This window comes from Pseudomonas fluorescens (assembly GCF_902497855.1).
GTDB lineage: Bacteria > Pseudomonadota > Gammaproteobacteria > Pseudomonadales > Pseudomonadaceae > Aquipseudomonas > Aquipseudomonas fluorescens_BI.
In genome coordinates this window covers 137,949-164,718 of sequence record NZ_CABVHU010000015.1, presented here as the reverse complement: position 1 = coordinate 164,718, position 26,770 = coordinate 137,949, and the positions used below count along the sequence as shown (strand labels likewise).

General features: G+C 59.3%; 26 protein-coding genes and 3 tRNA genes. 10 read left to right on the top strand and 19 right to left on the bottom strand.

Features of this window, described 5'->3' with window-relative positions; genetic code table 11:
- Complete coding sequence (locus tag F8N96_RS26600; protein ID WP_150800321.1) at nucleotides 1-1,041, top strand: AraC family transcriptional regulator; 1,041 nt, start codon at nucleotides 1-3, stop codon at nucleotides 1,039-1,041.
- A gap of 349 nt (nucleotides 1,042-1,390) precedes the next feature.
- Here F8N96_RS26600 and F8N96_RS26590 read toward each other — a convergent pair whose 3' ends face one another.
- From F8N96_RS26590 to F8N96_RS26545, 10 genes are all read right to left on the bottom strand, one after another.
- Nucleotides 1,391-2,233 carry a DUF2242 domain-containing protein gene (locus F8N96_RS26590; RefSeq protein WP_150800319.1) on the bottom strand — a complete coding sequence of 281 codons (843 nt, stop codon included), beginning with the start codon at nucleotides 2,231-2,233 and terminating at the stop codon, nucleotides 1,391-1,393.
- Nucleotides 2,234-2,571: 338 nt separating this feature from the next.
- Nucleotides 2,572-4,443, bottom strand: coding sequence for a SurA N-terminal domain-containing protein (locus F8N96_RS26585; protein ID WP_150800318.1), 1,872 nt, complete (start codon nucleotides 4,441-4,443; stop codon nucleotides 2,572-2,574).
- Between the two features lie 233 nt (nucleotides 4,444-4,676).
- Entirely contained in the window at nucleotides 4,677-4,949 is a 273-nt protein-coding gene (locus F8N96_RS26580) for an HU family DNA-binding protein (RefSeq protein WP_002552737.1), read from the bottom strand.
- Between the two features lie 148 nt (nucleotides 4,950-5,097).
- On the bottom strand, nucleotides 5,098-7,494 hold the full coding sequence (lon, locus tag F8N96_RS26575) for an endopeptidase La (RefSeq protein ID WP_150765786.1): 2,397 nt from the start codon (nucleotides 7,492-7,494) through the stop codon (nucleotides 5,098-5,100).
- A gap of 256 nt (nucleotides 7,495-7,750) precedes the next feature.
- Nucleotides 7,751-9,034: an ATP-dependent Clp protease ATP-binding subunit ClpX gene (gene clpX / locus F8N96_RS26570; protein ID WP_150800317.1), complete on the bottom strand. Its 1,284-nt coding sequence runs from the start codon at nucleotides 9,032-9,034 to the stop codon at nucleotides 7,751-7,753.
- Between the two features lie 110 nt (nucleotides 9,035-9,144).
- Nucleotides 9,145-9,780 (bottom strand): ATP-dependent Clp endopeptidase proteolytic subunit ClpP, encoded by a 636-nt coding sequence (gene clpP / locus F8N96_RS26565; protein WP_064680636.1) that lies wholly within the window; start codon nucleotides 9,778-9,780, stop codon nucleotides 9,145-9,147.
- A 92-nt stretch (nucleotides 9,781-9,872) separates the two neighbouring features.
- A complete protein-coding gene (gene tig, locus F8N96_RS26560; RefSeq protein WP_150800316.1) occupies nucleotides 9,873-11,183 on the bottom strand; it encodes a trigger factor in 1,311 nt (436 codons plus the stop codon).
- Between the two features lie 400 nt (nucleotides 11,184-11,583).
- Nucleotides 11,584-11,668 (bottom strand) — tRNA-Leu (locus F8N96_RS26555).
- Between the two features lie 56 nt (nucleotides 11,669-11,724).
- Nucleotides 11,725-11,800, bottom strand: a tRNA-His gene (locus F8N96_RS26550).
- Between the two features lie 40 nt (nucleotides 11,801-11,840).
- A tRNA-Arg gene (locus tag F8N96_RS26545) sits at nucleotides 11,841-11,917 on the bottom strand.
- 279 nt (nucleotides 11,918-12,196) lie between these two features.
- On the opposite strand from F8N96_RS26545, the gene folD reads away from it, so the two are divergent.
- Both folD and pbpG read left to right on the top strand, forming a co-directional pair.
- On the top strand, nucleotides 12,197-13,051 hold the full coding sequence (gene folD / locus F8N96_RS26540) for a bifunctional methylenetetrahydrofolate dehydrogenase/methenyltetrahydrofolate cyclohydrolase FolD (RefSeq protein ID WP_150765788.1): 855 nt from the start codon (nucleotides 12,197-12,199) through the stop codon (nucleotides 13,049-13,051).
- Nucleotides 13,052-14,088: 1,037 nt separating this feature from the next.
- The gene (gene pbpG / locus F8N96_RS26530) at nucleotides 14,089-15,027 is read left to right on the top strand and encodes a D-alanyl-D-alanine endopeptidase (RefSeq protein ID WP_150800315.1); all 939 of its coding nucleotides are present in this window, start codon (nucleotides 14,089-14,091) and stop codon (nucleotides 15,025-15,027) included.
- Between the two features lie 18 nt (nucleotides 15,028-15,045).
- On the opposite strand, the gene F8N96_RS26525 is transcribed toward pbpG, so the two are convergent.
- The 3 genes from F8N96_RS26525 to F8N96_RS26515 form a co-directional block, all read right to left on the bottom strand.
- A complete protein-coding gene (locus tag F8N96_RS26525; RefSeq protein WP_150800314.1) occupies nucleotides 15,046-15,258 on the bottom strand; it encodes a hypothetical protein in 213 nt (70 codons plus the stop codon).
- Nucleotides 15,259-15,275: 17 nt separating this feature from the next.
- Nucleotides 15,276-15,482 (bottom strand): DUF6021 family protein, encoded by a 207-nt coding sequence (locus F8N96_RS26520; protein ID WP_150800313.1) that lies wholly within the window; start codon nucleotides 15,480-15,482, stop codon nucleotides 15,276-15,278.
- Nucleotides 15,483-15,597: 115 nt separating this feature from the next.
- A complete protein-coding gene (locus F8N96_RS26515) occupies nucleotides 15,598-16,272 on the bottom strand; it encodes a peptidase C39 family protein (protein WP_224789530.1) in 675 nt (224 codons plus the stop codon).
- A gap of 222 nt (nucleotides 16,273-16,494) precedes the next feature.
- On the opposite strand from F8N96_RS26515, the gene F8N96_RS35130 reads away from it, so the two are divergent.
- On the top strand, nucleotides 16,495-16,665 hold the full coding sequence (locus F8N96_RS35130) for a hypothetical protein (protein ID WP_191630751.1): 171 nt from the start codon (nucleotides 16,495-16,497) through the stop codon (nucleotides 16,663-16,665).
- A gap of 79 nt (nucleotides 16,666-16,744) precedes the next feature.
- Here F8N96_RS35130 and F8N96_RS26510 read toward each other — a convergent pair whose 3' ends face one another.
- Nucleotides 16,745-17,494 carry a TerC family protein gene (locus F8N96_RS26510; RefSeq protein ID WP_150800311.1) on the bottom strand — a complete coding sequence of 250 codons (750 nt, stop codon included), beginning with the start codon at nucleotides 17,492-17,494 and terminating at the stop codon, nucleotides 16,745-16,747.
- Between the two features lie 28 nt (nucleotides 17,495-17,522).
- On the bottom strand, nucleotides 17,523-17,765 hold the full coding sequence (locus F8N96_RS26505) for a hypothetical protein (RefSeq protein ID WP_150800310.1): 243 nt from the start codon (nucleotides 17,763-17,765) through the stop codon (nucleotides 17,523-17,525).
- A gap of 353 nt (nucleotides 17,766-18,118) precedes the next feature.
- Between F8N96_RS26505 and nhaR the strand changes: the two genes are divergently transcribed.
- Nucleotides 18,119-19,018 carry a transcriptional activator NhaR gene (gene nhaR, locus F8N96_RS26500; RefSeq protein WP_150800309.1) on the top strand — a complete coding sequence of 300 codons (900 nt, stop codon included), beginning with the start codon at nucleotides 18,119-18,121 and terminating at the stop codon, nucleotides 19,016-19,018.
- A 4-nt stretch (nucleotides 19,019-19,022) separates the two neighbouring features.
- On the opposite strand, the gene F8N96_RS26495 is transcribed toward nhaR, so the two are convergent.
- Entirely contained in the window at nucleotides 19,023-20,177 is a 1,155-nt protein-coding gene (locus F8N96_RS26495) for an MFS transporter (RefSeq protein WP_150765795.1), read from the bottom strand.
- Between the two features lie 281 nt (nucleotides 20,178-20,458).
- On the opposite strand from F8N96_RS26495, the gene sstT reads away from it, so the two are divergent.
- Nucleotides 20,459-21,691 carry a serine/threonine transporter SstT gene (gene sstT / locus F8N96_RS26490; protein WP_150800308.1) on the top strand — a complete coding sequence of 411 codons (1,233 nt, stop codon included), beginning with the start codon at nucleotides 20,459-20,461 and terminating at the stop codon, nucleotides 21,689-21,691.
- Nucleotides 21,692-21,880: 189 nt separating this feature from the next.
- Here sstT and F8N96_RS26485 read toward each other — a convergent pair whose 3' ends face one another.
- Nucleotides 21,881-22,390 (bottom strand): DUF1993 family protein, encoded by a 510-nt coding sequence (locus tag F8N96_RS26485; protein WP_150800307.1) that lies wholly within the window; start codon nucleotides 22,388-22,390, stop codon nucleotides 21,881-21,883.
- Between the two features lie 139 nt (nucleotides 22,391-22,529).
- On the opposite strand from F8N96_RS26485, the gene F8N96_RS26480 reads away from it, so the two are divergent.
- On the top strand, nucleotides 22,530-23,177 hold the full coding sequence (locus F8N96_RS26480; RefSeq protein WP_150800306.1) for a YceH family protein: 648 nt from the start codon (nucleotides 22,530-22,532) through the stop codon (nucleotides 23,175-23,177).
- Nucleotides 23,178-23,291: 114 nt separating this feature from the next.
- Here the strand turns inward: F8N96_RS26480 and F8N96_RS26475 are convergent, their stop codons facing one another.
- The gene (locus F8N96_RS26475) at nucleotides 23,292-24,110 is read right to left on the bottom strand and encodes a shikimate 5-dehydrogenase (RefSeq protein WP_150800305.1); all 819 of its coding nucleotides are present in this window, start codon (nucleotides 24,108-24,110) and stop codon (nucleotides 23,292-23,294) included.
- A gap of 243 nt (nucleotides 24,111-24,353) precedes the next feature.
- Here F8N96_RS26475 and F8N96_RS26470 point away from each other — a divergent pair, with 243 nt between their 5' ends.
- From F8N96_RS26470 to F8N96_RS26460, 3 genes are all read left to right on the top strand, one after another.
- Nucleotides 24,354-24,731, top strand: a complete 378-nt coding sequence (locus F8N96_RS26470; protein ID WP_150800304.1) for a hypothetical protein — start codon at nucleotides 24,354-24,356, stop codon at nucleotides 24,729-24,731.
- 377 nt (nucleotides 24,732-25,108) lie between these two features.
- A complete protein-coding gene (locus tag F8N96_RS26465; protein ID WP_003179723.1) occupies nucleotides 25,109-25,303 on the top strand; it encodes a hypothetical protein in 195 nt (64 codons plus the stop codon).
- A gap of 100 nt (nucleotides 25,304-25,403) precedes the next feature.
- Nucleotides 25,404-25,586 carry a hypothetical protein gene (locus tag F8N96_RS26460; protein WP_128871008.1) on the top strand — a complete coding sequence of 61 codons (183 nt, stop codon included), beginning with the start codon at nucleotides 25,404-25,406 and terminating at the stop codon, nucleotides 25,584-25,586.
- Here F8N96_RS26460 and F8N96_RS26455 read toward each other — a convergent pair.
- A complete protein-coding gene (locus F8N96_RS26455) occupies nucleotides 25,583-26,644 on the bottom strand; it encodes an AI-2E family transporter (protein ID WP_150800303.1) in 1,062 nt (353 codons plus the stop codon). The two genes, F8N96_RS26460 and F8N96_RS26455, sit on opposite strands and share 4 nt — an antisense overlap.
- Nucleotides 26,645-26,770 lie beyond the last annotated feature (126 nt).

Below are 26,770 nucleotides of genomic sequence, written 5' to 3'. Positions count from 1 at the left end.
ATGAAACCCTTGCCCATGCGACTGGGCGATCTGTCGGTGGGCTTCGTGCACAGCCTGGCCGACGCCGTGCGCAGCCACGGTGCCGACCCACAGCCCTTGCTCGAGCAGTACGGCCTTGACGCGGCTCGCTTGAGCGAAGCCGGCGCCCGGCTCTCGATCCCGCGCTACATGCGCCTGGGCCACAGCGCCATTCAGCTGACCAACGACCCGGCATTGGGTTTGCGCATGGGCCAGCTCAGTCGCCTGGGCCAGGCCGGCCTGGCTGGAGTGACCGCGGCACAGGCGCCAACGGTGCGCGAAGCGGCGCGCTGCCTGATTCGTTTCGAAGCCTTGTACGGCTCCAACTATCGCGGGCAATCAAGCTTTCACGAGGACGCCCAGGGCGCCTGGTTGCGCTTTTATTCCATCAGCCCTTACAACGCCTATAACCGCTTCGTGGTGGATTCGATCATCGCCGGCTGGTTGCAGCAACTGTCCAGCGTCAGCCCTGCCCCCCTGCGCGCCGAACGCATCGAGATCGAGTTCCAGGCGCCGGATTACCGTGAGGCCTATGCCATACTGGGCGACTGTGCGATCCAGTTCGGTGCCGAACACAATCAACTGCGCCTGAGCCTGGCCAGCCTGGCCCAGCGCAATCCGCTGCACTGCCCGAGCACCTGGCGGCACCTGCTGCAATTGTGCGAACGGGAACTGGAGCAATTGACACGCACCCGCAGCCTGCGTGAACGCATCACTCAGTTGCTGGGGCCGTTGCTCAATGGTGGCCGGGAACCCGACCTGGAAGAAGTGGCGGCACGCCTGAAGCTGCCGACCTGGACCTTGCGCCGCAAACTGGCCGAGGAAGGCACGCAGTTTCGCGCAATCCTCAACGACACGCGCCGCGACCTGGCCATGACCTACATCCGCGATACCGAACTGGCGTTCGGAGAAATCGCCTACCTGCTGGGCTTTGCTTCAGCCGAAGCCTTTCAACGGGCCTTCAAGCGCTGGAATGGCCAGACCCCCGGCGAGTTTCGCCGCAGTCATCGCCAATCCGCCTGACGCCTACAGCTCGGTAGCGTCTTCGGCGGGTTCCAGCGGGTCGAGTTCGAACGCCTGGTACTCGAGCAGTTCTTCTTGATAATCGTCCATTTTTATTCCCCCACGGTTCGTTTGAAAAAATGCCTGAATAAGTGACCTGCGCCCTGAGCATAAAGTGCCCGTGTGAACGAAAAATGACGCAGGCAAGACGCTACGCGGCTACTTGATAAAACGTAGCAGGCGTTCAGGAATTTATCTCAGGATTTTTTCGATACTGGCCGCAAAACTGTGACCAGGATTGACGAGGATCAATGATGAGATGTTCCGGGATCGGCGCCGTGTGGCCCGATCCCGGAACGTCAGCCCCCGATTACCGGCCAGTGACCGGCATGGCCGGAATCGGCTCGGTCGGGGGCGGCAGGCTGGAGTCCGCCGGAGCGGTGCCCGTGTCGGTGGAGGTTGCCGGTTCGCTGTTCTCGACCGGGGTAATCGGTGCGGCTTCAGGCGGCGGCGCGACCGGCTCCGAGGCCGCCGGTGCAGGTTGCGGTTCTGGCTCTTGGGCCGGAGCAGGCGCAGGCTCTGCCGCCGGTGCAGGCGTCGGCACCAATTGAGCCGGTGCGACCTTGGCTTCAGGCACGCCCAGGTCGGTTTTCGGCTTTTCCTTGATGTGTGCCGCCTTCTTCGCTTCCGGTGGCAGGAACAACTCGACCAGGGTGAAAAAACGCTCGTAGAACTTGGCCGAGGAGACGGTTTCGCTGGCGACCTTGACCATCGAGTCGTCGGACGAGCCGATCGGCATCGATACCGAACCCAACACACCCACGCCGAGGCTGGCGGAGTTGTTGGTCTTCTTCAGCGCATAGCGGTCCTGCAGGGCGTTGGCGAACATGGTCGCATGATGCCCCTCGGTGCCGTCGTCGGCGCAGACCACACTGAAGCTGATCTCCATGTGGGTATCGCCGGTCTGCTGGAAGCTCTTGTGGCCGCTGACCAGTTTCGGGTCGCTGCTGGTGATGATATAGCCCTGGCTGAGCAACGCCCGACGGGCGGCCTCGCAGGTCTGTGCATCGGTCACCGGGTAATTGCGGGAAAAGGTACCGGAGTCATCGAAGTTCTCATGCTCATAAATGGCGGTCTTTTCCGACGAGCAGCCGGCAGCGGCAGCCAATACCAGAGCCAGCCCGATGACATGCATGGGAATTGATTTAGACATTGAGCATCCTGAGGAAACGGTCTGGGGCGTATTGTGCAACAGAACGATGCTTAGCGTCGCACCGATTGGTGTCTTAAAACGGTTACACGACTACTGACCGTTTAAAGGCAGGAAAGTCGCATGACGATTTCAGTGTTCCGATGGACAGGACATGAAGATCGTTCCCACGCTCTGCGTGGGAACGTATCCCGTGACGCTCTGCGTCACAGCTTCAACAGCGGACGCAGAGCGTCCATGGCGGCATTCCCACGCAGAGCGTGGGAACGATCATGGCAGGGAAAAAAAACCCCGGCCTTTTGGGCCGGGGTTTTTGTGTTGCGTAATACTTCAATCAGGCATCAGAACCGCTCGATGTCCGCTTCGGCTTCCAACTGCTTGCGGTAGGCCGAAAAGTCTTGCTGGCCAATGCGCGAGGCGAGGAAGCGACGGTACTGGGCCTTCTCTTCATCGGTCGGCGCCGCTGCTTCGTTCACGCCATCAAGACGCACAATCACCAGGCTGCCATCGGCCAGGGTCACGCTATTGAAGGTCGGTTTGTCCTTCGCGGCGGGTTTTGGCATGCGGAACAGCGCCTGCAGCACAGTCGGGTCGATCCCTTCCTGAGCGCGAGTGGCGGCGGCGACGACTGCCCAGTTCTGACCGTCGATGGCCTGGTTCAGCGGGGTCTTGCCGTCGCGCAGGCCGGCGATCAACTCATCGGCCCTGGTCTTGGCGGCAGCACTGGCGTGCTCCTTGGCCAATTGCCCACGGATCGCGGCAGACACGGCTTCGAGCGGCAGTTGCGCAGGCTTGAGGTGTTCCTTGGCGCGCAGCACGATCACGGTTTCCGGATCGAGCTCGATGGCGGTGCTGTTGGCACCCTCATCCAGCACTTCAGGACTGAACGCAGCGGTGATCACGGCACGGTTGGCCGCCACACCGTCACCACCTTCACGGCCGAACGGCTTGGACGTGTGCACGGTCAGCTTCAAGTCTTGCGCCGGCTGGGCCAGGTCGGAGGCCTCGAACGCCGAGTCTTCCAGTTGCTTGGTGGCCTCGACGAAACGCTGTTCGACCTGCTGGGTTTTCAGCTCGCGGGTCAGCTTGTCTTTCAGGCTGGCGAAGGTTGGCACTTGCGGCGCTTCGACACCCAGCAGCTTGATCAGGTGGAAACCGAAGTCGGTGCGAACCGGCGCCGAGACCTGATCCTTGGCCAACGCATACAGCGCTGTTTCAAAGGCCGGATCGTAGACGCCAGGACCTGCGAAACCGAGGTCACCGCCATTGTTGGCCGAACCCGGGTCCTGGGAGAATTCCTTGGCCAGGGCCTCGAATTGCTCGCCCTTGGCCAGGCGTGCCTGGACCTCTTCGATCTTCGCCTTGGCTTGCGCCTCGGTCACCTTGTCGTTCACTTCGATCAGAATGTGCGCGGCCCGACGCTGTTCGGACAGGTTCGCGGTTTCTTTCTGATACGCCGTTTGCAGGTCTTCGTCCTTGACGCTGACCTGATCGAAGAAGGACGACTTCTTCAATTCGAGGTAATCGATGACCACCTGGTCCGGCGTCATGAATTCCTTGGCGTGTTCGTCGTAGTAGGCTTTGACTTCGTCGTCGGTCAGCTTCACGGCTGCCGGGTCGACCTTGACGTTCAGGGAAGCGAAATCGCGGGTCTGTTTTTCCAGACGGGCGAAGGCCAGCACCTGTGCGTCGGTGACGAAACCGCTGCCTGCCAGACCGGCGCGCAGCTGACCGATCAGCATTTCCTGAGCCAACATCTGGCGGAACTGCAGGCGGCTGTAGCCGAGTTGACGGATGACCTGGTCGAAACGCTCGGCGCTGAACGCACCGTCCACCTGGAATTCAGGCGTTTGCAGGATCACCTGGTCCAACGCCGCTTCGGAAAAAGCGAAGTCGGATTTTTCTGCGCCTTGCAGCAGCAGTTTGCGATCGATCAGGCCTTTGAGGGCCGATTCGCGCAACATTTTTTCGTCGAGCAAGGAGGCATCGAAGTCCTTGCCCAGCTGTTGCATGAGTTGACGGCGTTGCATATCGACCGCCTGGCTCAGCTCGCTCTGACTGATTTCGTCACCATTGACCTTGGCCGCGTTCTGGCTGTTGGTCGTGGCCTGGAAAATGGCTTCGACACCGGTGAACGCCATCAATACAACGATGATCCCGATGATGGTCTTGGCAATCCAGCCTTGTGAATTGTCCCTGATATTCTGCAGCATGCGTCCCCCAGAAACGGTTGAACTTCAAAATTAGGCAACCGTGGAGCGTGGGTAGAATCCGGATAGAAGAAAGGCGCATCCGAGGATGCGCCTTCTCGTAACTGGCGGAGCGGATCGAGGGCTCGAACGTGCGACCCTCGGTGTCTCGGCACGGCGACTTGCCGACTGGACTCCCGCTCCGCTGCCAGGTCAGGCTTGACCCCGACCCGGATAGGCAAAAACCTGAATCGAACTTAGTTGACAGCTTCTTTCAGTGCTTTACCGGCTTTGAAACCTGGTTTTTTGGCAGCTGCGATTTCCAGCGTCTTACCGGTCTGCGGGTTACGACCAATGCGAGCTGGACGATCGGTGACGGAGAACGTACCGAAACCCACCAGAACAACAGAGTCGCCAGCCTTGAGAGCGCCAGTGACGGATTCGATTACAGCGTCCAGCGCGCGGCCAGCAGCAGCTTTCGGGATATCAGCGGATGCAGCGATAGCATCAATCAGTTCCGACTTGTTCACTCTAAGTCCCCTTATATCTATTTGAGTATGATTCTAAGTTTTTTGGTGAAAGCAAAAAAACGAGTGCTGAATGGCCAACAGACACTGAAGAGCCGCTTTATAACAAGGGCTCTAAAAAGCGTCAACAAGCCCCCCAGGCAAATACGTACTAGTGCGTGCTAATTCTTTCCTTAGAGTCAGACTCGCGTTTTTCATCCTTTGCAACAATCTCCGGAGCCACATCAGGCAAGGGCTCCGGCGCGTATTGCAGCGCAATTTGCAGGACCTCGTCAATCCATTTAACCGGTTTAATCTGAAGATCGGCTTTGATATTGTCAGGAATTTCCTTCAAATCGCGTACGTTCTCTTCAGGAATGATCACCGTCTTGATTCCGCCACGGTGAGCCGCGAGCAGTTTTTCTTTCAAGCCGCCAATCGCCAGCACCTGGCCACGCAAGGTGATTTCACCGGTCATGGCGACGTCCGCGCGTACCGGGATCCCGGTCAATGCCGAGACCAGGGCCGTGCACATGCCTACACCGGCGCTAGGGCCATCCTTCGGGGTCGCCCCTTCCGGCATATGGATGTGCGTGTCGCGCTTCTCGTGGAAGTCCAGGGGAATCCCCAGGCTCTTCGCACGGCTGCGCACCACGGTCAGGGCTGCGGTGATCGATTCGACCATCACGTCACCCAGGGAACCGGTCTTGATCAACTGGCCCTTGCCGGGAACGACCGCGGCTTCGATGGTCAGCAATTCGCCGCCCACCTGGGTCCACGCCAGGCCGGTGACCTGACCGATCTGGTCCTGGGATTCGGCCAGGCCGTAGCGGAATTTACGCACGCCGAGGAAGTGCTCCAGCATGTCGGCCGTGACCTTCACCGAGAAGCGTTTTTCCAGCGCATGCTCTTTGACCGCCTTGCGGCAAACCTTGGCAATCTGGCGCTCCAGCCCACGTACACCGGCTTCGCGGGTGTAGTAGCGGATGATGTCGCGGATCGCTTCGGCGTCGAATTCCAGCTCGCCTTTCTTCAAGCCGTTGGCCGTGATCTGCTTCGGCGAAAGGTATTTGACGGCGATGTTGATCTTCTCGTCTTCGGTGTAGCCCGGCAGACGAATCACTTCCATCCGGTCCAGCAGCGCCGGCGGAATGTTCATGGAGTTGGAGGTGCACAGGAACATCACGTCGGACAGGTCGTAGTCGACTTCCAGGTAGTGATCGTTGAAGTTGTGGTTCTGCTCGGGATCGAGCACTTCCAGCAACGCCGAGGCCGGATCGCCACGCATGTCGCTGCCCATCTTGTCGATTTCATCGAGCAGGAACAGCGGGTTGCGCACTCCCACTTTCGTCATTTTTTGAATCAATCTTCCTGGCATCGAACCGATATAAGTCCGGCGATGACCACGAATTTCCGCTTCATCGCGTACACCGCCGAGGGCCATGCGCACGAATTTACGGTTGGTGGCGTGGGCAATCGACTCCGCCAGCGAGGTTTTACCCACGCCAGGAGGACCGACCAGGCACAACACCGGACCGCGAATCTTCTTCACGCGCTTTTGCACGGCGAGGTATTCGAGGATCCGCTCTTTGACTTCTTCCAGACCGTAGTGGTCGGCGTCGAGAATGTCTTCGGCACGGGCCAGGTCCAGACGCACTTTGCTCTGGGCCTTCCACGGCACTTGGACCAGCCAGTCGATGTACGAACGTACCACGGTCGCTTCCGCGGACATCGGCGACATTTGTTTCAGCTTGTTCAGTTCACCCTGGGCCTTGGCCAGGGCATCCTTCGGCAGGCCGGCGGCATCGATGCGCTTTTTCAGCTCTTCGATTTCGTTGTGGCCTTCGTCGCTGTCGCCGAGCTCTTTCTGAATGGCCTTCATCTGCTCATTCAGGTAGTACTCGCGCTGGCTGCGCTCCATTTGTTTCTTGACGCGACCGCGAATGCGTTTTTCGACTTGCAGCAGGTCGATCTCGGCATCCAGCAACGCCAGGACGTGTTCGACCCGGGCCGACAAATCGATGATTTCGAGGATTTCCTGCTTCTGCTCGATCTTCAGGGCCATGTGCGCGGCCATGGTGTCGACCAGGCGGCCCGGCTCATCGATGCTGTTGAGCGACGACAGGACTTCAGCCGGGACTTTCTTGCCCAGCTGCACATATTGTTCGAACTGAGCCAGCAGGCTGCGGACAAACACTTCCGACTCGCGCTCGGGCGCGTCGGTTTCGTCGATCAGCGAGACTTCGGCGCGGCAATGGCCGTCCACTTCGCTGAAGCGCTCCACGGCGCCCCGCTGCTCACCTTCGACCAGAACCTTGACCGTGCCGTCAGGCAGCTTGAGCAGCTGCAGAACGGTTGCAATCGTACCTACGCGATAGAGTGCATCTTCACCGGGATCGTCGTCAGCAGGGTTTCTCTGAGCCAGCAGAAGGATCTGCTTGTCGCCGGTCATCGCTGCCTCGAGGGCTTCGATGGATTTCTCGCGCCCCACGAACAGCGGGATAACCATGTGCGGATAAACCACAACATCACGCAATGGCAGGAGAGGCAATTCGATGGTCGTCTTCATGATTTCGCCTCTACGGCGGCCGTAAGGCCGTAAACAGATGGAAGTAAGCTTGAAACCAAGATGGGGGCTGGTTTGGAAAAAAACAAGCGGATAAAAGAGTGGCTTGAAAGATTGCGGACTGTAGTGGCGCCTGACAGGGCCCGGTTAGACATGAAAATCGGGTTGGCTGTGAGGGCCTCTTCGCTGGCAAGCCAGCTCCTACACCACAATAGCAAAGGGGCCCGAAGGCCCCTTCTTTGTACCGGCAGCGTGACGCTTAGGCGTCTGGCGCGGCCTTGACAGCCGGCTCACTGTTTTCGTAGATATACAGTGGCTTGGACTTGCCTTCGATGACGCTTTCGTCGATCACGACTTTACTCACCTCGGACTGCGAGGGGATTTCGTACATGGTGTCGAGCAATACGCCTTCGAGGATCGAACGCAGTCCACGGGCACCGGTCTTGCGTTCCAGGGCACGTTTGGCGACCGATTTCAGCGCGTCGGCGCGGAATTCCAGGTCTACGCCTTCCATCTCGAACAGCTTGGCATACTGCTTGGTCAGCGCATTTTTCGGCTCGGTGAGGATCTGCATCAACGCAGCTTCATCAAGCTCGTCCAGCGTGGCCAGGACCGGCAGACGACCGACGAATTCCGGGATCAGACCGAACTTGACCAGATCGTCAGGTTCGACTTCACGCAGGGATTCACCGACTTTCTTGCCTTCTTCCTTGCTGCGCACTTCTGCGTTGAAGCCGATGCCGCCCTTGGTGGAACGGTTTTGAATAACCTTTTCCAGACCGGAGAACGCACCACCGCAGATGAACAGAATGTTACGGGTGTCGACCTGAAGGAATTCCTGCTGCGGATGCTTGCGACCGCCTTGGGGCGGAACGGAAGCGACCGTGCCTTCGATCAACTTGAGCAGGGCCTGCTGCACGCCTTCACCGGAAACGTCCCGGGTGATCGACGGGTTGTCAGACTTGCGCGAGATCTTGTCGATCTCATCGATGTAGACAATGCCCATCTGGGCTTTTTCCACGTCGTAATCGCACTTCTGCAGCAGCTTCTGAATGATGTTCTCGACGTCTTCACCCACGTAACCCGCCTCGGTGAGGGTGGTTGCGTCGGCGATGGTGAACGGAACGTTCAGCAAGCGGGCCAGGGTTTCGGCAAGCAGGGTTTTACCCGAGCCTGTCGGGCCGATCAGCAGGATGTTGCTCTTGCCGAGTTCGACGTCGTCATTCTTCTTGTCACGCTGGTTCAAGCGCTTGTAGTGGTTGTACACCGCTACGGCCAGAACCTTTTTCGCACGCTCCTGACCAATCACGTACTGATCAAGGATGCCGCTGATTTCTTTAGGCGAAGGCAATTTATGCGCGCTGCTCTCGGCCTGGGCTTCCTGCACCTCCTCACGGATGATGTCATTGCACAGGTCGACGCACTCGTCGCAAATGAAGACCGAGGGGCCGGCAATCAATTTGCGTACTTCATGCTGGCTTTTGCCGCAGAAGGAGCAATAAAGCAATTTGCCGTTGTCCTCGCCGTTGCGGGTGTCAGTCATTCGTTCGATCCAAATCCGATAGGCTTGCAACACAAGATGAAGGCTATTGCGGGCTTTTTCAAGCCCGCTGGTGGTCAGACAAGCCGACCAACCCTATTTTGAGCTGCTTATTAAGCGGGGCGCTGGTCGATCACCTGATCGATCAACCCGTATTCACGCGCGGCTTCTGCACTCATGAAGTTGTCGCGGTTGGTGTCGCGCTCGATTTCTTCAAGGGTGTGTCCACTGTGCTTGGCCATCAGCGTGTTGAGACGCTCACGAATGAAGAGGATTTCCTTGGCATGGATTTCGATGTCCGACGCCTGGCCCTGGAAACCGCCCAGTGGCTGGTGAATCATCACGCGCGAGTTCGGCAGGCAGTAACGCTTGCCGGCGGCACCGGCCGTCAGCAGAAACGCGCCCATGCTGCACGCCTGGCCGATACAGGTGGTCGACACGTTCGGCTTGATGAACTGCATGGTGTCGTAGATCGACATGCCCGCCGTCACCGAACCGCCCGGGGAGTTGATGTAGAGATGGATGTCCTTGTCCGGGTTTTCCGCTTCGAGGAACAGCAGCTGCGCGCAGATCAGGTTGGCCATGTAGTCCTCTACCGGCCCCACCAGGAAGATCACTCGCTCCTTGAGAAGACGCGAGTAGATGTCATAGGCGCGCTCGCCACGAGCGGATTGCTCGACAACCATCGGGACCAGGCCGCCTGCGGCCTGGATATCAGAGTTCTGCTGAATATAAGAATTACGGAACATGCTCTGCAGTCGCTCCCAAATAGTTTTGTCTTGAATACGCATAAGCCAGCTCGAGAGCTGGCTTATGGTGTGTACTTCTAACGCAAAATCAATCAGTCGGCTTGTGGAGCTTCTACCGGCTTGACCGCTTCTTCGTAAGAGACCGATTTATCGGTCACGCTAGCTTTCTGCAGAACAGTATCCACAACTTGTTCTTCCAGCACAACCGAACGGACTTCGTTCAGCTGCTGGTCGTTCTTGTAGTACCAGGACACAACCTGCTCTGGCTCCTGGTAGGCCGAAGCCATTTCCTGGATCATTTCGCGAACGCGGGCTTCGTCAGGCTTGAGGTCGAATTGCTTGACCACTTCAGCCACGATCAGGCCCAGGACGACGCGGCGCTTGGCTTGTTCTTCGAACAGCTCGGCCGGCAGTTGGTCAGGCTTGATGTTGCCGCCGAACTGTTGAACAGCCTGCACGCGCAGACGGTCGACTTCGTTGGACAGCAGCGCCTTTGGCACTTCGATCGGGTTGGTTTCCAGCAGACCGTCCATGACCTGGTTCTTGACCTTGGACTTGATCGCCTGACGCAGTTCGCGCTCCATGTTCTTGCGAACTTCGGTGCGGAAGCCTTCCAGGCCGGTTTCCTTGATGCCGAATTGAGCGAAGAACTCTTCGTTCAGCTCAGGCAGTTTTGGCTCGGAAACCGTGTTCACGGTCACGGTGAACTCAGCGGCTTTGCCAGCCAGCTCGAGGTTCTGATAGTCCTCGGGGAAGGTCAGGTTCAGCACGCGCTCTTCGCCGGCCTTGGCGCCAACCAGGCCGTCTTCGAAGCCAGGGATCATGCGGCCGGAACCCAGCACCAGCTGAGTACCCTTGGCGGAACCGCCAGCGAACACTTCACCGTCGACCTTGCCGACGAAATCGATGTTCAGCTGGTCTTCGTTTTGAGCGGCGCGATCGGCCACTTCAAAACGGGTGTTCTGCTTGCGCAGCACGTCCAGCATCTTGTCCAGGTCGGCATCGGCCACGTCGGCGCTCAGGCGCTCGACAGCGATACCGTCGAAACCGGCAACGGTGAACTCAGGGAACACTTCGAAAACCGCGACGTATTCCAGGTCCTTGCCCGCTTCGATCGATTTAGGCTCGATCGACGGCGCGCCGGCCGGGTTCAGCTTTTGCTCGACGACCGCTTCGTAGAACGAAGACTGGATCACGTCGCCTACCGCTTCCTGGCGCGCATCGGCACCGAAACGACGCTTGATTTCGCTCATTGGCACTTTGCCTGGACGGAAACCAGCGATCTTGGCCTTTTGGGCAGTCTGCTGCAGACGCTTGTTGACCTGAGTCTCGATGCGCTCAGCCGGCACGGTGATGCTCATGCGGCGCTCAAGAGCAGAAGTATTTTCAACAGAAACTTGCATGGATATTCCTCGTTGCACAGACGTTAGCCGGCCGTTTCCGACCCCAGAATCAAGGGCATGCATTCTAGTGGGTCAAACTCAAGAAGTCACCCTACTGAAAACGGGTAAAAAAGCAGCAGGCAATTTATAGGCGGGGACAAACGGTTATGCCTCGCCCTGTTAGCAAATACGGTCAATCAGGCCAAGGCTCTGCAGCAGTCCTTCTATATATAGGAAGAAGCGGCCGTGTCCCCCTGGCAGCGGGCGGATCGGCATCATCGAGAAACAAAAATGCGACGAGCCGACCTGCCCTCTCAACCCGGAACCCGCGGTTGCCTTGAAAATTGCGACCTTTAAAACAAAAACGGCGCAGCCCTTTTCAGGTGCTGCGCCGTTTTCTGCTATTAAATAGCGACTTGTATGGTGCGGACGGAGAGACTCGAACTCTCACACCTTGCGGCGCTGGAACCTAAATCCAGTGTGTCTACCAATTCCACCACATCCGCGTATCAAGCTTTTAAAGCAAAGGCGCCAGACTGTTAATCTGGCGCCTTTCTAAATATGGGGTGGACGAAGGGGATCGAACCCTCGACAACGGGAGTCACAATCCCGTGCTCTACCAACTGAGCTACGCCCACCATATTGCCATGTTGCGTTACTTGTGCCAAAGCTGCCTAATGGCGCACCCGGCAGGACTCGAACCTGCGACCATCCGCTTAGAAGGCGGATGCTCTATCCAGCTGAGCTACGGGCGCCTTGTTAATCTGTATTCTTGGACGATTACAAACTAAGTGCTTTCAGTCTCGCCGAATCAAACATCAACTCCGCTCAACCTTCTTAACCAGTGCTAGGCTGTGCCCGACAAGTGCGACGAATGTTATAGGTGAGCCTGAAGGTCGTCAACTCTTTTTTAAAAAAAATTCATTTAATTAAAGGGCTTAGGGGAATTTGCAGACCAAGCGCCTTTGCCCTCACCTCATGACATGCGAGAATGCGCTCTCTTTTTTTCACCTCTCGATGGTTAATCACGCGCAATGACTGCACAACTAATCGACGGCAAATCGATCGCCGCCAGCCTGCGCCAGCAGATCGCCAAACGCGTCACCGAGCGTCGCCAGCAAGGCCTGCGCACGCCCGGCCTCGCGGTGATCCTGGTCGGCAGCGATCCTGCCTCTCAGGTTTATGTCTCGCACAAGCGTAAAGACTGTGAAGAGGTCGGCTTTCTGTCCCAAGCTTATGACCTGCCTTCTGAAACCACTCAAGAAGCGCTGACCGATCTGATCGATCGCCTGAACGACGACCCGGCTATCGACGGCGTTCTGCTGCAGCTTCCTTTACCTGAACACCTGGACGCCTCCCGATTGCTGGAGCGCATTCGTCCGGACAAGGACGTCGACGGTTTCCACCCTTATAACGTCGGTCGCCTGGCCCAGCGTATCCCGCTGCTGCGCCCGTGCACCCCTAAAGGCATCATGACGCTGCTGGAAAGCACCGGTGCCGATCTTTACGGGATGGACGCGGTGATTGTCGGCGCTTCCAACATTGTTGGCCGCCCGATGGCGATGGAGTTGTTGCTGGCCGGTTGCACCGTGACCGTCACCCACCGCTTCACCAAGGACCTGGCGGGCCACGTCGGTCGTGCCGACCTGGTCGTGGTGGCCGCTGGCAAGCCGGGGCTGGTGAAGGGCGAGTGGATCAAGGAAGGCGCGATCGTGATCGACGTCGGCATCAACCGCCAGGAAGACGGCAAGCTGGTCGGTGACGTGACCTACGACACCGCCCTGCCCCGCGCTGGCTGGATTACGCCGGTTCCCGGTGGCGTTGGCCCGATGACGCGTGCGTGCCTGCTGGAAAATACGCTGTACGCGGCGGAAACGCTGCACGGCTGATCCAGTTTATAGGCGTCAGCGCCTTTTGTTGATCGTGTACATATCCGTAGCTGCGGTCACGGCTGCTGACGGTTCCGCTCTTACAGCGGGTCACTTTGAAAAGCGCAAAGTAACCAAACGCTCTTGCCCCTTTCGTTCGGTGCCTCGCCTAGGCTCGGCATGCCCTCGCTCCGGCCCTGCTCCGTGGGCCCGCCGCCATCGGCCATCCATGGCCGGGGGCGGCTAACCCGGCATCCATGCCGGGTTGCCCACTGCGCAGAACCTCCACTCGGCCTCTCGAGGCGGCGGTGCCTCAAGATCAAAAGCTGCAGGCGAGCTAACGCTCGGCCTGATGAGTGGTGAAAAACGAGCGCCATACGCCAAACCCCTGTAGGAGCTGGCTTGCCAGCTCCTACAGGGGTTTGGGGTACATCTGCAAGAGATTGGTCGGCTGGCAGGCCGTCTTCGCTGGCAAGCCAGCTCCTACACTGAATCGTCGTACGCCGCCGCTCCCCACCACTCATCAGGCCGAGCGTTAGCTCGCCTGCAGCTCTTGATCTTGATCCACCCGCCCCTTCGGGAGGCTGAGTGGAGGTGTTCATCCGGGGAGTGGCGCGTAGCGCCGTTCGACGCAGTCGAACACGCTGCATGTAGGTCGTCGCGAAGCCAACCTGCGGGCTGTGTCCCCGGATGAATACCGGAGCGAAGGAACCCCGAGCCTTAGCGAGGGGCCGGACGCTGGGGCGAGACCTTTTGGTTCCTTTTGGGGCGTTTGCCAAAAGGGACTCGCCGTAAGGGCGAAACCATAGGCGGCCGTTACCGCAGCAACGGATATGTACCCCCCACACCTTTTCACCCCAAATGGCAGGGCTCTTTCCGCCCGCAGAAAATCCCTCGACCACCCGCCGGAAATTAGCTTTTTTTTCATGTTTCCAAGGACTTTGCCCCCATCCTTGAACAACCATCGACAGTTATTCAGCCATACTCCAGAATACCGCGCTTTTTTACGAAACAGCCCGTTACATAACGGCTTATCAACACCTTATGAGTCTGCCAGCGTGAAAATCCGTCTTTCCATCCTGAGCCTGTTTTTTGCTGTTACAGGGGCTTTCATCACGCCAATAACCAACGCTGCCGAAACCACCTCGGCGCCCCGGGATACGAAACAACTGAAGATCGCTTCCGGCAGCGCCTTGCTGATGGATATGCAGACCAACAAGATCATCTATGCCAGCAACCCTGACGTGGTCGTACCGATCGCTTCCGTCAGCAAACTGATGACCGGCCTGGTCGTGGTCGAAGCCCGGCAGAACATGGACGAATACCTTTCCATCAATATCAGCGACACGCCGGAAATGAAAGGCGTGTTCTCCCGGGTCAAGCTCAAGAGCGAATTGCCGCGCCGGGAAATGCTGCTGATCGCCCTGATGTCGTCGGAAAACCGCGCCGCCGCGAGCCTCGCCCATCATTACCCGGGCGGCTACGTCGCGTTCATTGCCGCCATGAACGCCAAGGCCCGGGCGCTGGGCATGACCAGCACCCATTTCGTCGAGCCGACCGGCCTGTCCCCTCGCAACGTGTCCACCGCCCGCGACCTGAGCAAGTTGCTGGTGGCCGCACACAAGTATCCGCTGCTGACTGAATTGAGTACTACCAAGGAAAAGACTGTTTCGTTCCGTAAACCCAACTACAGCCTGGGTTTTCGTAACACCGACCATTTGGTCAGGAAGCCGAACTGGGATATCAAACTGACGAAAACCGGTTTCACCAACGAGGCCGGGCATTGCCTGGTGCTGGTGACCAGCATGGGTAATCGGCAGGTGGCGCTGGTGATTCTCGATGCCTTCGGCAAATACACCCACTTCGCCGATGCCAGCCGTATTCGCAGCTGGGTCGAAACCGGCAGGGCCGCCGACGTGCCGTCGGTGGCGCTGCAGTACAAATCCGACAAAAATCTCAAGAGTCGGCAAAGTGGTGTGGTGGAGGCGTCGAAGTAAGACGAAACCCGCTAACGGTCAGTCATTGGGCAGCGGCATCTGGTCGTCGTCCGGGATGCCGTCTCCTGCGCTCGGATCCCTGGGACCCTTATGCTCCGTTGGCGTCACCACCGGCCTGGCCAACGGATCCCTCAGCGGGCTGTTCGGATCCATCACCGGATCGGTGTCCGCTTCGGGGGTGGTTGGAACGCTGTCCGGACGTTTGTCGTTGAAACTCGAATCGGTAGACATACGCACCTCACTGGGGGTCAGGGTTTCAAGTCGGCGAGAGGATCGTAAGGCTTCGCCGGGGCCGTGGGGTTATCGCCCGGCTTCACGTCCCTGGGCGCCTTGGCCGGTCCGATGGGATCGACCTGTGGATCGGCGAGGTCCGGCGAATCGGGGTCGAAGCCCAGCTCATCGCCGGACGAATGCTCGGACGAGTGCGGGCCATCGGGGGTATTGGAATGTGCCATCGGCGCCTCCTGGGTATGTCCTGAACCATAAGGACCGACCCGGAAAAAATTCCGGGTCCTTCTACCTCAGAGGCCAATTGCAGGTGACAGTGCCCTGCAGATGACGAACGGAACGCTACTGCGCGGACAATGCCTTCTTCGCCCGGTCAGCCGCCTGTTCCTGGCCTGCCTGGGCCAGATCGCTGGCCGCCTTCAGCCAGCGCTGCCGATCGACGTTGGCCGGAAGCTGGTCCGGTTTCTGGATCAGCACCGCCCACCCCCCGGCGTCCTTGAACGCCGACTCGAATGAACTGAAGCTCATCAGCGTCCGGCGATTCATCCCGGCACGCAGCAGCACGGTCTGTTTCTGCCGGTTGTACCCGGCGAGTATGGCGTAACGCGGTCCCGCCCAGAACGCCGAGCCTTCGGTGAAGCGCACCATCACAGGATTTCCGGCCGCGACCTGGGCCAGCAGCGCAGGCAGGTTGGCGTCCAGGGGATAGACCACCAGGCCGTACTCCCGGGCGAGGTTCTGCATGTTTTGCTGCAGCCGGGCTTCGGCACCCGGCAACTGCAGGGGCTTGTCGAGCAGACCCGGGGTAATCACGATGCCCTGCTGGGACAACAGGCTGGCCAGGACTTGGGGGCCGCTCTGATTATCCTGCCCGCGGTAGAAGGTACCGCTGAGTTCCACCCGCTCCGGCAGCCGCTGGACTTCAGGTGCAACGCTTCCCGCACACCCCGCCAGACCCGCCACACTGCCAACCAGCACTGCCACCGAAAGAATTCGAGAAAATACCCGCACCATCATCACTCACTTGTTCAGGCGCCAGGCGTACGTGCTCCCGGCTTGGCCGACGATCATAGGACGCCAGACCGCAGCGGTATAGCCATCAGCGGCAGTTGATTGCGCTCGATAGAGCAAACTCGTTGAAGCCAGCCGACCTTTGGTCAATAGTCTGAAACAAGGTAGCGGCTAAACTGTCATTTGCAGAGAGTGTACGCCCGCGACAGGGGCAAGGAGGAGGCACTGATGAGCCTGACAATGACCGTAATAATGCTGGTAGCCGGTTGGCTGGCGGTGGCTACTGCCATGTTGTGGGGCGTCCTGCGCATTACCCGCCGGCACCACCACGCTCCTGTGCAACCGGCATCGCCGACAGCCCCCGACAAACCGGCCAACCACCACGCGACCGCGCACTGACTGGCGCTTTTGGATCGTACAAACAAAAACGGCCGCCCGGATTCTTGCGAGTCCGGGCGGCCGTTTCGTTCAGTGCAGGTTACGCTTCGGCGGCAACCTTCCTCTGCTTCGCCCGTCGGGACATCATGTTCAGCCCCTCGATCGTGGCCGAGAACGCCATTGCCGCGTAGACGTAGCCTTTCGGTACGTGGGCGCCAAAGCCTTCGGCGATCAGGGTCATGCCGATCATGATCAGGAAGCCCAACGCCAGCATCACTACGGTCGGATTATCGTTGATGAACTTCGCCAACGGGTCAGCCGCCAGCAACATCACCAGTACCGACACCACCACCGCAATGATCATGATCGGCAAATGCTCGGTCATGCCGACAGCGGTGATGATGCTGTCGATGGAGAACACCATGTCCAGCATCAGGATCTGACCGATCGCGGCAGCGAAGCCCAGGGTCACAGTCGAGGTCGCCGACTTCGGATCTTCCGGCGCCGGGTCCATGCTGTGATGGATTTCGGTGGTCGCCTTCCACAACAGGAACAGGCCACCGGCGATCAGGATCATGTCTTTCCAGGAGAACGCGTGGCCGAGAAGATCGATCACCGGCTCGGTCAACTGGACGATGAACGCGATGGTGCTCAACAGCCCCAGTCGCAAGATCAGCGCCATGCCGATACCGATGCGCCGCGCCTTCTGCCGATGCTGCTCGGGCAGTTTGTTGGTCAGGATCGAGATGAAGATCAGGTTATCGATGCCGAGCACGATTTCCATCACGATCAATGTGGCCAGGGCGACCCAGGCGGTGGGGCTTACAGCAAGTTCTAAAAGGTATTCCATGGGTCAGTCCTGACTCGTTTAAGACGGCTTAGATTTCCTGGGACGAAGACTCGGTTTTGCGTTTGTCTTCGGCCGATGATTCTTTTTTGCTGATCAGGCCGCCGGTGGCGTCGCTTATCGCTTGTTCGGCGGCTTTGTGGGTGTCGTCGATCGCTTGTTTCGCGCTTTCGGCCGCCTTGCCCATCAGTTGCTGAGCGCTTTTCTCGGCCTGGTCGCAACCGGCCAGTACCAGTAGAGACGTGAGCAGCAACGCCGTGGTTTTAAGCTTCATGATGTTTCCTCGATAGAACAGACAGAGCCGAAAAGGCCTCTCGTCGATAGCGGGGCATTCTAGGCAGACTGACACTTCAGGAAAATTCGTATTTTCGGCTGCTATACTTCGGTTTTTACGAATCCAGAATCTGAAATTCGAATAAATGGCTACGTGTAGGAGCAAGCTTGCTCGCGATGGTCGTTAACGATGACACGTATTTACTGGTTAAACCCGGCGCCCTGTAGGAGCAAGCTTGCTCGCGATGGTCGTTAACGATGACGCGTGTTTACTGGTTAAACGCGGCGCTCTTGAGTCCATCGCGAGCAAGCTCGCTCCTACAGGGGGTTGTGTGATCAGGGGAAATAAACAGAATGTTGAATTACCGACAGCTGCATTACTTCTGGGTGGTGGCCAAGACCGGCAGCATCGTGCGCGCCTGCGAGCAGTTGAACCTGACTCCGCAGACCATCAGCGGGCAGATTTCCCTGCTCGAGCAAACCTATGGCATCGAGTTGTTTCGTCGGGTTGGCCGCCAGCTCGAGCTGACGGAGGCCGGGCGCCAGACCCTGCCCTACGCCGAACAGATGTTCCAGCTGGGCGGTGAGCTGGAATTGATGCTGCGGGCGCAGCCCAACGAGCAGCAGATTCTGTTTCGGGTCGGCGTGGCGGACGTGGTGCCCAAATCCATCGTCTATCGGCTCATCGCGCCGACCATGGAGTTGAGCGAGCCGCTGCGCATCACCTGCCGCGAAGACAAGCTCGAACGGCTGCTGGCCGACCTGGCGATCCAGCGCCTGGACCTGGTGATCTCCGACAGCCCGATGCCCTCGCACCTGGACATCAAGGGCTACAGCCAGAAGCTCGGCGAATGCGGGATCAGCTTCTTTGCCACCCCCGCACTGGCCGCGCAGTACGGCCAGGACTTTCCGCGCAGCCTGCACGGCGCACCGTTGCTGATTCCCGGGCCGGAAACCGTGGTGCGCAGTCGCTTGCAGCGCTGGTTTGCCGAGCAGCAGATCCAGCCACGGATTGTCGGCGAGTTCGACGACAGCGCCTTGATGCAGGCTTTCGGTCAATCCGGCAGCGGGATTTTCATCGGGCCGAGCGTGATTGCCGACGAGGTCAAACGCCAATACGGCGTGGAATCGATTGGCCAGACCAACGCGGTCACCGAGTCGTTCTACGCCATTTCCGTGGAACGCAAGGTCAAGCACCCCGGCATTGTCGCCATTACCGAAGGTGCGAGGCGCGAACTGTTCACCGCGCTGTGAAGCGTCAGGCGCAGACTTCCCGGGGTTTGAAGGTCATCAGCGCCATGGCCAGCAGGATCGAGACCAGGATGAAAGCGGCCGCGGCAAAACCCAGGCCTTGCAAACCCACGCTGTCGATCACCCGGCCACCGACCATGGCGCCCAGGCCGATCCCGAGGTTGGCCCCGGCAATGTTCAGCGACGCGGCAAACGCCGGCGCCTCGGGTGCCGCCTTCATCAAGCGCACATGGCTGACCAGGAACATGGCTGCCTGGGCCACGCCCCAGATCCCCATCGCCGCCGCCAGCCCCAGCGGCGAATGAATGTTCGGCACCAGCGCCACCATGCCGGCAATCATGAACGCGCAGAACGTCACCGACGCGATCAGCGGGTGACGATCCACCGCACGGCCGCCCAGGGAGTTGCCGATCAGCCCCACCGCGCCGAAGCCCATCAGGCACCAGCCGACCACCGTGCCGTTGAAACCGGCCAGGCGCTCGAGGATGTCCGCCAGGTAGGTGTAGACGGTGAACATGCCGCTGAACACCAGGATCGACAGCAGCACATGGCCGATCATCAGCGGGCTGCGCAGGATCTTGAACTGCGAGCGAAAGCTCACTTGATGCTGATGCAGGTTGGTTGACGGCAGGTAGATGAACAGCAGCAGCGCCTTGGCAAAGGCGATCACCGCCAGAATGCCGAAGGCACTGCGCCACCCGAACGCGTCGGAGATCAGCGTGCCCACCGGGATGCCGAACACCGTGGCGCAGACAATACCGAAACCGATCTTGGCGATGGCGCGGCCGGCGAAGTCCGGGCCGACGATGTCCACCGCCGTCTCGCTGGCCAGGGCCCAGAACACCGGCAACCCCAGCGCGGGAATCAGGCGGGCGATGGCCATCACCCAGATATTCGGGGCAAACGCCGCCAGGGTGTTGGCCAGGCCGAACATGATCAGCACCGAAATGAACAGCTTGCGTCGCTCGAATCTGGCGAAGTACGCGGTCAGAAACGGTCCGAAGGCGGCGACGGTAAAGGCGAACAAAGTCACCAGCAAACCCGCTTGCGGGATGCTGACGTCAAGGTCGCGGGCGATCGCCGGCAATAGGCCGACGATGACGAATTCCGTGGTCAGCACCGTGAAACCGGCGGCGGACAACAGAAGGATGGGCAACAGCATGCAGAACTCCAGAAAACGACGACACCAACGACAGCCCGAAGGCCCGCTGGCAGAACATGAAAATGAGGATGGGCCATCTTAACAGAGTGATTCCGCGCGCGGTTGCACGAACCTGCCTTTCTCGTTTAACACGCGGGTGGCAGATCGTCACAGGCCTGAAGGATCGGGACGACGCTGTGATAAAGTCCGCGCCCTGCGATACGTACACCCTGCTCATCTGCCAGCGATTGGCATTGATGTCGCGACACCCCCGCACCCAATAAAATCAGAGATGCCGTTTTATGACCGCTTCATCCCCTTCGCTATTGCATCGTTTGACACGCTTGAGCCTGGTCACGCAAATCATCATCGGCCTGATCGCCGGGATTGTCCTGGCGCTGGTCGCGCCGGATGTGGCGAAGTCCACCGCGTTCATCGGCAAAGTCTTCGTCTCGGCCCTGAAAGCCGTCGCACCGATCCTGGTGTTCGTGCTGGTCATGGCGTCGATCGCCAACCATAAGCACGGCCAGGAAACCCACATCCGGCCGATCCTGTTCCTGTACCTGCTGGGCACCTTTGCCGCCGCGGTGGTCGCGGTCGTTGCCAGCATGATGTTCCCGTCGAGCCTGGTGCTGTCCACTCACGACGTCGCAGTGACTGCACCGGGCGGCATCAGCGAAGTGCTGCAAAGCCTGTTATTGAGCGTGGTCGACAACCCGGTCAGCGCCCTGATGAACGCCAACTTCATCGGCATCCTGGCCTGGGCGATCGGCATGGGCGTTGCCATTCGCCATGCCGGTGACACCACGCGCGAGGTGCTCGGGGATTTGTCCAACGGCGTGACCCTGATCGTGCGCCTGGTGATTCGATTTGCGCCGCTGGGGATTTTTGGCCTGGTGGCCTCGACCCTCGCCACGTCCGGTTTCGGCGCCCTGCTCGGCTACATGCATCTGCTGGCCGTGCTGCTGGGCTGCATGCTGTTCGTGGCGCTGGTGATGAACCCGATGATCGTGTTCTGGAAACTGCGTCGCAACCCCTATCCGCTGGTGCTGATGTGCCTGCGGGAAAGCGGGATCACCGCGTTTTTCACCCGCAGTTCGGCGGCGAACATTCCGGTCAACCTGGAGTTGAGCAAGCGTCTGGGCCTGCATGAAGACACTTACTCGGTCTCGATTCCGCTGGGCGCCACCATCAACATGGCGGGCGCAGCGATCACCATTACCGTGCTGACCCTGGCGGCCGTGCATACCCTGGGTATTGCGGTCGATATCCCGACGGCCATTTTGCTGAGCGTGGTCGCGGCGATCTGTGCCTGTGGCGCTTCGGGTGTGGCCGGGGGGTCGTTGTTGCTGATTCCACTGGCGTGCAGTTTGTTTGGCATCCCGAGTGAAATCGCGATGCAGGTGGTGGCGGTCGGTTTCATCATCGGGGTGTTGCAGGATTCGGCGGAAACGGCGCTGAACTCGTCTACCGATGTGTTGTTTACCGCAGCGGCGTGTCTGGGTGAGGAAGAGAAGGCCGAACGTCTGGCCTGACCCCAATCCCCCTGTGGGAGCGAGCCTGCTCGCGAAAGCGGTGTACCAGTCGACATTGATGTTGAATGTTAGACCGCATTCGCGAGCAGGCTCGCTCCCACAGGGTCGGTGGTGAAGCTGAATAATGTTCACCCATGAAAAAGCCCCCGCAGCTTAAGGCTGCGGGGGCTTTTTTGTAAGTGGGGGGGGTTAGAACGCGCCCATGTAATCGCGCTTGCCCACTTCCACACCGTTATGACGCAGCAAAGCGTAGGTGGTGGTGACGTGGAAGAAGAATTGCGGCAGACCGTAGCTCAGCAGGTAAGCCTGGCCACTGAAGCGCTTCTCTTTAGGCGTGCCTGGGCGCGTGACGATCTCGATGCCTTCCTTGCCGGCGATCTGCTCGGGCTTGATCTCGCCGATGTAGGCCAGGACCTTGGCGATCAGCGCTTGCAGCTCGGCGAAGGTGGTTTCGGTGTCGTCGTACTTCGGCACTTCGATCTCGGCCAGGCGCGAGGAAACGCCCTTGGCGAAATCGACGGCGATCTGCACCTGACGTACCAGCGGGAACATGTCCGGGTACAGGCGGGCTTGCAGCAACGCGTTCGGATCGATGTTTTTTGCAGTGGCGTGGGCTTCGGCCTTGTTCAGCACATCGCTCAGGGCGTTGAGCATTTGCTTGAATACCGGAACGGAAGCGTCGTACAGGGAAATGGTCATGGCAGTCTCGTGTTGTGACAGGAGGTAAATGTGGGCCGATTATAGCCATGCGCGACGCTCCTGCGACTTGTCTTTTATCCTGCAAGGATTACGCTAGGCCGCTTCGACTGCATGCTTCGACTGCCTAGGGAAAAGCGCGATGAGCACTGAACAAGACACCACTATCGACGAGCCGCGCCTCAGCAGCACGGAAATCCGCATTCTGGGTTCGCTGATCGAGAAACAGGCCACCAGCCCGGAAACCTATCCGCTGACCCTCAACGCCCTGGTGATCGCCTGCAACCAGAAAACCAGCCGCGAGCCGGTGATGAACCTCACCCAGGGCCAGGTCGGCCAGAGCCTGCGCGCCCTTGAAGGCCGCGGTTTTACCCGGCTGGTGATGGGCAGCCGGGCCGATCGCTGGGAGCACCGGGTCGACAAGGCGCTGGAACTGGTGCCGGCCCAGGTCATCCTGACCGGCTTGCTGTTTTTGCGCGGCCCGCAAACGGTCAATGAACTGCTGACCCGCAGCGCCCGCATGCATGAATTCGAAGACACCGAGCAGGTGGTGCATCAGCTGGAACGGTTGATCGCCCGCGGTCTGGCGCTATTGATTGCGCGCCAGACCGGGCAGCGTGAAGACCGCTACATGCACGCGCTGGGGGATCCGGCGGATATCGAGGTGATATTGGCGGCGCGGAGCAATCCGGTGGAGCGCGGTGCCAGCAGCGGTGTGCCGCTGGAGCGGATCGAAGAGTTGGAAGCGCGGATTGCGGCGCTGGAAGAACGCCTGGCGCGGCTCGAGTAGCCCGACGACAACGATCAGATGTAGGAGCCGGCTTGCTGGCGAAGGCGGCGTGTCAGGCGCCATTAATGTTGCAAGTGATGGCCTCTTCGCTGGCAAGCCAGCTCCTACAGGGGATCAGCTGCGGGCAAACTCCACCGCTTTCTGAAACTGCTCGACCGTCGGCCGCACGCCGGTGTACAGCACAAACTGCTCCAGCGCCTGGATCGCAATCACCTCCAGCCCGGTAATCACTCGCTTGCCTTCGGCACGACCGCGCACGATCAGCGGTGTTTCCGAGGGAATCGCCACCACATCGAAGACAGTCTCGGCAGCAGCAATGACGTCGGCGTCGAACGCCAGTTGATCGGCTTCCGGCCCGCCGGCCATGCCGATCGGCGTGACATTGATGAGCATCTGCGGACGCTGCGCGCCGAGTTCAGCCTGCCATTCAAAGCCCAGCGATTCGGCCAGGGTACGCCCGGCGCGTTCGTTGCGGGCGACGATCAGGCCATGCTTGTACCCGCCATCACGCAAGGCGCTGGCCACGGCCTTGGCCATGCCCCCGCTGCCGCGCAGGGCGAAGGTTGATGCCTTGGGCACCTGGTGGGTTTCCAGCAACTGGGCGATGGCGATGTAGTCGGTGTTGTAGGCCTTGAGGTGGCCGTCGGTGTTGACGAGGGTGTTGATCGATTGAATGGCCGCGGCCGACGCGTCCAGCTCATCGACCAGCGCAATGCAGGCCTCCTTGAACGGCATCGACACGCCACAGCCACGAATCCCCAGGGCGCGAATGCCCGCGATGGCACCTGGCAGGTCCTGGCTGCTGAAGGCCTTGTAATAGAAATTCAGGCCCAGTTGTTCGTACAGATGATTGTGGAATCGCAGGCCAAAGTTTCCAGGGCGCCCCGAGAGGGACATGCACAGCTGGGTGTCTTTGTTGGGGTTCATCTGCATGTGAATCTCCTTCAATAGCACTATCGGATGGACGGGATTAGCCAGTCCACCCGGTCTGATCGATCATATTCGCGTACCTGCCGGCGACAGCGTACGACGCTAGGAAAGCCGGTACAGACCTTACACAAAATTTACCCAATGGCTGTGCTGATTTGCAGAAAAACGCTGTCTTAGAAGTATCCCCGCGACAATCCCTGGGTCTATCGCAGAGCCAGGCGCCGGGCGAAGAACCGAGGAATTATCATGAACCGAAAAATCCCCATAGTTGCCTTGCTGATCGGTGGTCTGGCTATCGCAGGGCAGGCAGAAGCTGGCGGCGGTCACGGCGGTCACGGTTGGGAAGGACCGGCGGTATTCGGTGCGATCGTCGGCTCGGCCATTGTCGGTTCGGCCATCATCAACAGCAACCGGCCGGTTTATGTGCAGCCACAACCGGTTTACGTGCAGCCACAACCGGTGTACATGCAACCACCGCCTCCGGTTTATTACCAGCCGGCCCCGGTCTACGTGCAGCAACCGGTCTATTACGCTCCGCCACCGGTCTACTACGGTCCGCCCCGTGGCTACTACGCCCCACCGCGCGGATATTACGGCCATCCCCGCGGTTATGGCCGCTGGTAAGACCCGACCTGTAGGAGCGAGCTTGCTCGCGATGGACGCAAGAGCGCCGCGTTTATCCAGCAAGCCCGCGTTATCGTTAACGACCATCGCGAGCAAGCTTGCTCCTACAGGGGCCGCGGTTAGGCCAAAATGCCCGCGTTATCGTTAACTACGGTCGCGATGATGTCCCCGACGGCAGGGCCTTTTTTGTGGCCGTTTGTCGGTACAGGTCTGGATAAATCGCCTCAAGGTCGCTGTCGGGACAGTCTTTGCGGTGCAAGTTGGCAAGATTGACTCGCCCCCCTTCCCCCCGCTTGGGGAAAACGGTCATATTCATGTCAGGTTCACACGCTGGATCTGTCCAAAAACAACAGGTTGATAATAACAAGGACGACCTCATGCCCACGCAAAATCCGCACCGCATCGTCGGCTTGTGCACTTCCAGCAAGGTGTACAACGCACTGACCGAACTCAAGCACCTGGAAGGCCATCGCAGCGCCAAGTTTCTCTCGCTGCTGGCTGAAAACCTGGTGCGCAAAGGCCTGCTCAACGAGCAGGAAGTGGTCCATATGCTGGATCTGGTGGTCGACTGAAGCCAAGACTCATTGGCGTCAATGACCACTATCGAAAGCGTTGATTGTCCGTTCCGGCATTGGGTCCGTAAGGTAGCTCCATAGATTGATGGAGGTACTTATGTCCCAGGTTCAGATCATGTCCGTTATCGGCAGCGCCGTTCCCGCACCGCTCAGAGCGCTTGGCTTGCTCGCCTGCTGGTACCTGGTGCAGGACGGCGAAGCGATCAGTGGCCCGCTGACCTCGTTGCCGGACGCCCAGGCACTGTCGCAACGCATCGGCCAGGGTCAGCTCAGCGCTTAAGGCAACTGCACCCGCGGCTTGGTTTCGAGGAAGATGGCCCAGCCCGACATGAACAGCGCGGCGATCAGCGGCCCGATGACAAAACCGTTGAGCCCGAAGATCGCCAGGCCACCCAGGGTTGAAATCAGGATCATGTAGTCCGGCATCTTGGTGTCCTTGCCCACCAGAATGGGGCGCAGCACGTTATCCACCAGGCCGATCACAAAAATCCCGAACAACACCAGCACCACGCCCTTCCAGATCGCTCCGGCAAACAGGAAAAATGCCGCCACCGGCGCCCAGACGATCCCCGCCCCCACCGCGGGCAACAGCGATAGAAACGCCATCAGCACCGCCCAGAGCAACGCGCTCGGGATCCCCAGAAACCAGAAAATCAAACCACCCAGTGCCCCCTGCGTAATCGCCACCAGCAGGTTGCCTTTGACTGTCGCCCGGACCACGCGGTTGAACTTGAGTTGCAAACGACGTTTCTGGTGCTCCTGCAGTGGCACGGCCGAGCGAACTTTACGTGCCAGTTCGGCACCGTCGCGCAAAAAAAAGAACAGCAGGTAGAGCATGATGAAAAAACTCACCAGGAAATCGAAAGTGCCCTGGCCGAAACTGAAGGCCTGTGTGGCGATAAACTCATTGCCTGTTACCGCACTCTTGATGATTTTCTCTCGCAGCCCGTCCAGCTCGCCGACCCCGAACCGATCGAGCAAGTGCTGGAAGTACGGCGGCAGGCTGTGTTTGAAATGCGACACATACCCGGCGATGTCCAGTTCGCCGCTTTCGATGCGCTTGTAGACCGCGGCCCCTTCTTGAACCAGCAGGAAACCGAGGATGATCACCGGCAGAATCGCGATCACCAGGCAGATGCCCAGGGTAAGCAGCGCCGTCAGGTTGCGTTGCCAGCCGAACTTCGCTTGCAGTCGGCGCTGCAGGGGGGCAAAGAGGATGCCGAGGATGACTGCCCAGAACACCGCACCGTAGAACGGCAGCAAAATCCAGAGGAAGGCGGCGGTGACCAGTGCCAACAGGATTACCAGTGATTTGTTTTGCAGCGTCTGTTCGTTCATGTCCGATCCATGTCAGTCCGCAAGGGTGCCTGCTCTTGTACTCAAGAGCCGTCCTGATGCTTAGTCCGCCACGGTTCGCGCGAGTGCCATCCGTTTGTTCATCAAGCATAGATCCAGATCAATGAA

Bases quoted from the DNA above. Each gene is read 5' to 3' on its own strand.
- F8N96_RS26520 (WP_150800313.1), bottom strand. From the start codon at position 15,482: ATGGCACATTCCAATACCCCCGATGGCCCGCACTCGTCCGAGCATTCG.
- F8N96_RS26585 (WP_150800318.1), bottom strand. From the start codon at position 4,443: ATGCTGCAGAATATCAGGGACAATTCACAAGGCTGGATTGCCAAGACC.
- F8N96_RS26455 (WP_150800303.1), bottom strand. From the start codon at position 26,644: ATGAACGAACAGACGCTGCAAAACAAATCACTGGTAATCCTGTTGGCA.
- F8N96_RS26470 (WP_150800304.1), top strand. From the start codon at position 24,354: ATGAACCGAAAAATCCCCATAGTTGCCTTGCTGATCGGTGGTCTGGCT.
- F8N96_RS26600 (WP_150800321.1), top strand. From the start codon at position 1: ATGAAACCCTTGCCCATGCGACTGGGCGATCTGTCGGTGGGCTTCGTG.
- F8N96_RS26495 (WP_150765795.1), bottom strand. From the start codon at position 20,177: ATGCTGTTGCCCATCCTTCTGTTGTCCGCCGCCGGTTTCACGGTGCTG.
- F8N96_RS26525 (WP_150800314.1), bottom strand. From the start codon at position 15,258: ATGTCTACCGATTCGAGTTTCAACGACAAACGTCCGGACAGCGTTCCA.
- F8N96_RS26505 (WP_150800310.1), bottom strand. From the start codon at position 17,765: ATGAAGCTTAAAACCACGGCGTTGCTGCTCACGTCTCTACTGGTACTG.
- F8N96_RS26590 (WP_150800319.1), bottom strand. From the start codon at position 2,233: ATGTCTAAATCAATTCCCATGCATGTCATCGGGCTGGCTCTGGTATTG.
- F8N96_RS26465 (WP_003179723.1), top strand. From the start codon at position 25,109: ATGCCCACGCAAAATCCGCACCGCATCGTCGGCTTGTGCACTTCCAGC.
- F8N96_RS26475 (WP_150800305.1), bottom strand. From the start codon at position 24,110: ATGCAGATGAACCCCAACAAAGACACCCAGCTGTGCATGTCCCTCTCG.
- F8N96_RS26510 (WP_150800311.1), bottom strand. From the start codon at position 17,494: ATGGAATACCTTTTAGAACTTGCTGTAAGCCCCACCGCCTGGGTCGCC.
- clpX (WP_150800317.1), bottom strand. From the start codon at position 9,034: ATGACTGACACCCGCAACGGCGAGGACAACGGCAAATTGCTTTATTGC.
- clpP (WP_064680636.1), bottom strand. From the start codon at position 9,780: ATGTTCCGTAATTCTTATATTCAGCAGAACTCTGATATCCAGGCCGCA.
- F8N96_RS26515 (WP_224789530.1), bottom strand. From the start codon at position 16,272: ATGATGGTGCGGGTATTTTCTCGAATTCTTTCGGTGGCAGTGCTGGTT.
- nhaR (WP_150800309.1), top strand. From the start codon at position 18,119: ATGTTGAATTACCGACAGCTGCATTACTTCTGGGTGGTGGCCAAGACC.
- F8N96_RS26460 (WP_128871008.1), top strand. From the start codon at position 25,404: ATGTCCCAGGTTCAGATCATGTCCGTTATCGGCAGCGCCGTTCCCGCA.
- tig (WP_150800316.1), bottom strand. From the start codon at position 11,183: ATGCAAGTTTCTGTTGAAAATACTTCTGCTCTTGAGCGCCGCATGAGC.
- F8N96_RS35130 (WP_191630751.1), top strand. From the start codon at position 16,495: ATGAGCCTGACAATGACCGTAATAATGCTGGTAGCCGGTTGGCTGGCG.
- folD (WP_150765788.1), top strand. From the start codon at position 12,197: ATGACTGCACAACTAATCGACGGCAAATCGATCGCCGCCAGCCTGCGC.
- lon (WP_150765786.1), bottom strand. From the start codon at position 7,494: ATGAAGACGACCATCGAATTGCCTCTCCTGCCATTGCGTGATGTTGTG.
- F8N96_RS26485 (WP_150800307.1), bottom strand. From the start codon at position 22,390: ATGACCATTTCCCTGTACGACGCTTCCGTTCCGGTATTCAAGCAAATG.
- sstT (WP_150800308.1), top strand. From the start codon at position 20,459: ATGACCGCTTCATCCCCTTCGCTATTGCATCGTTTGACACGCTTGAGC.
- F8N96_RS26480 (WP_150800306.1), top strand. From the start codon at position 22,530: ATGAGCACTGAACAAGACACCACTATCGACGAGCCGCGCCTCAGCAGC.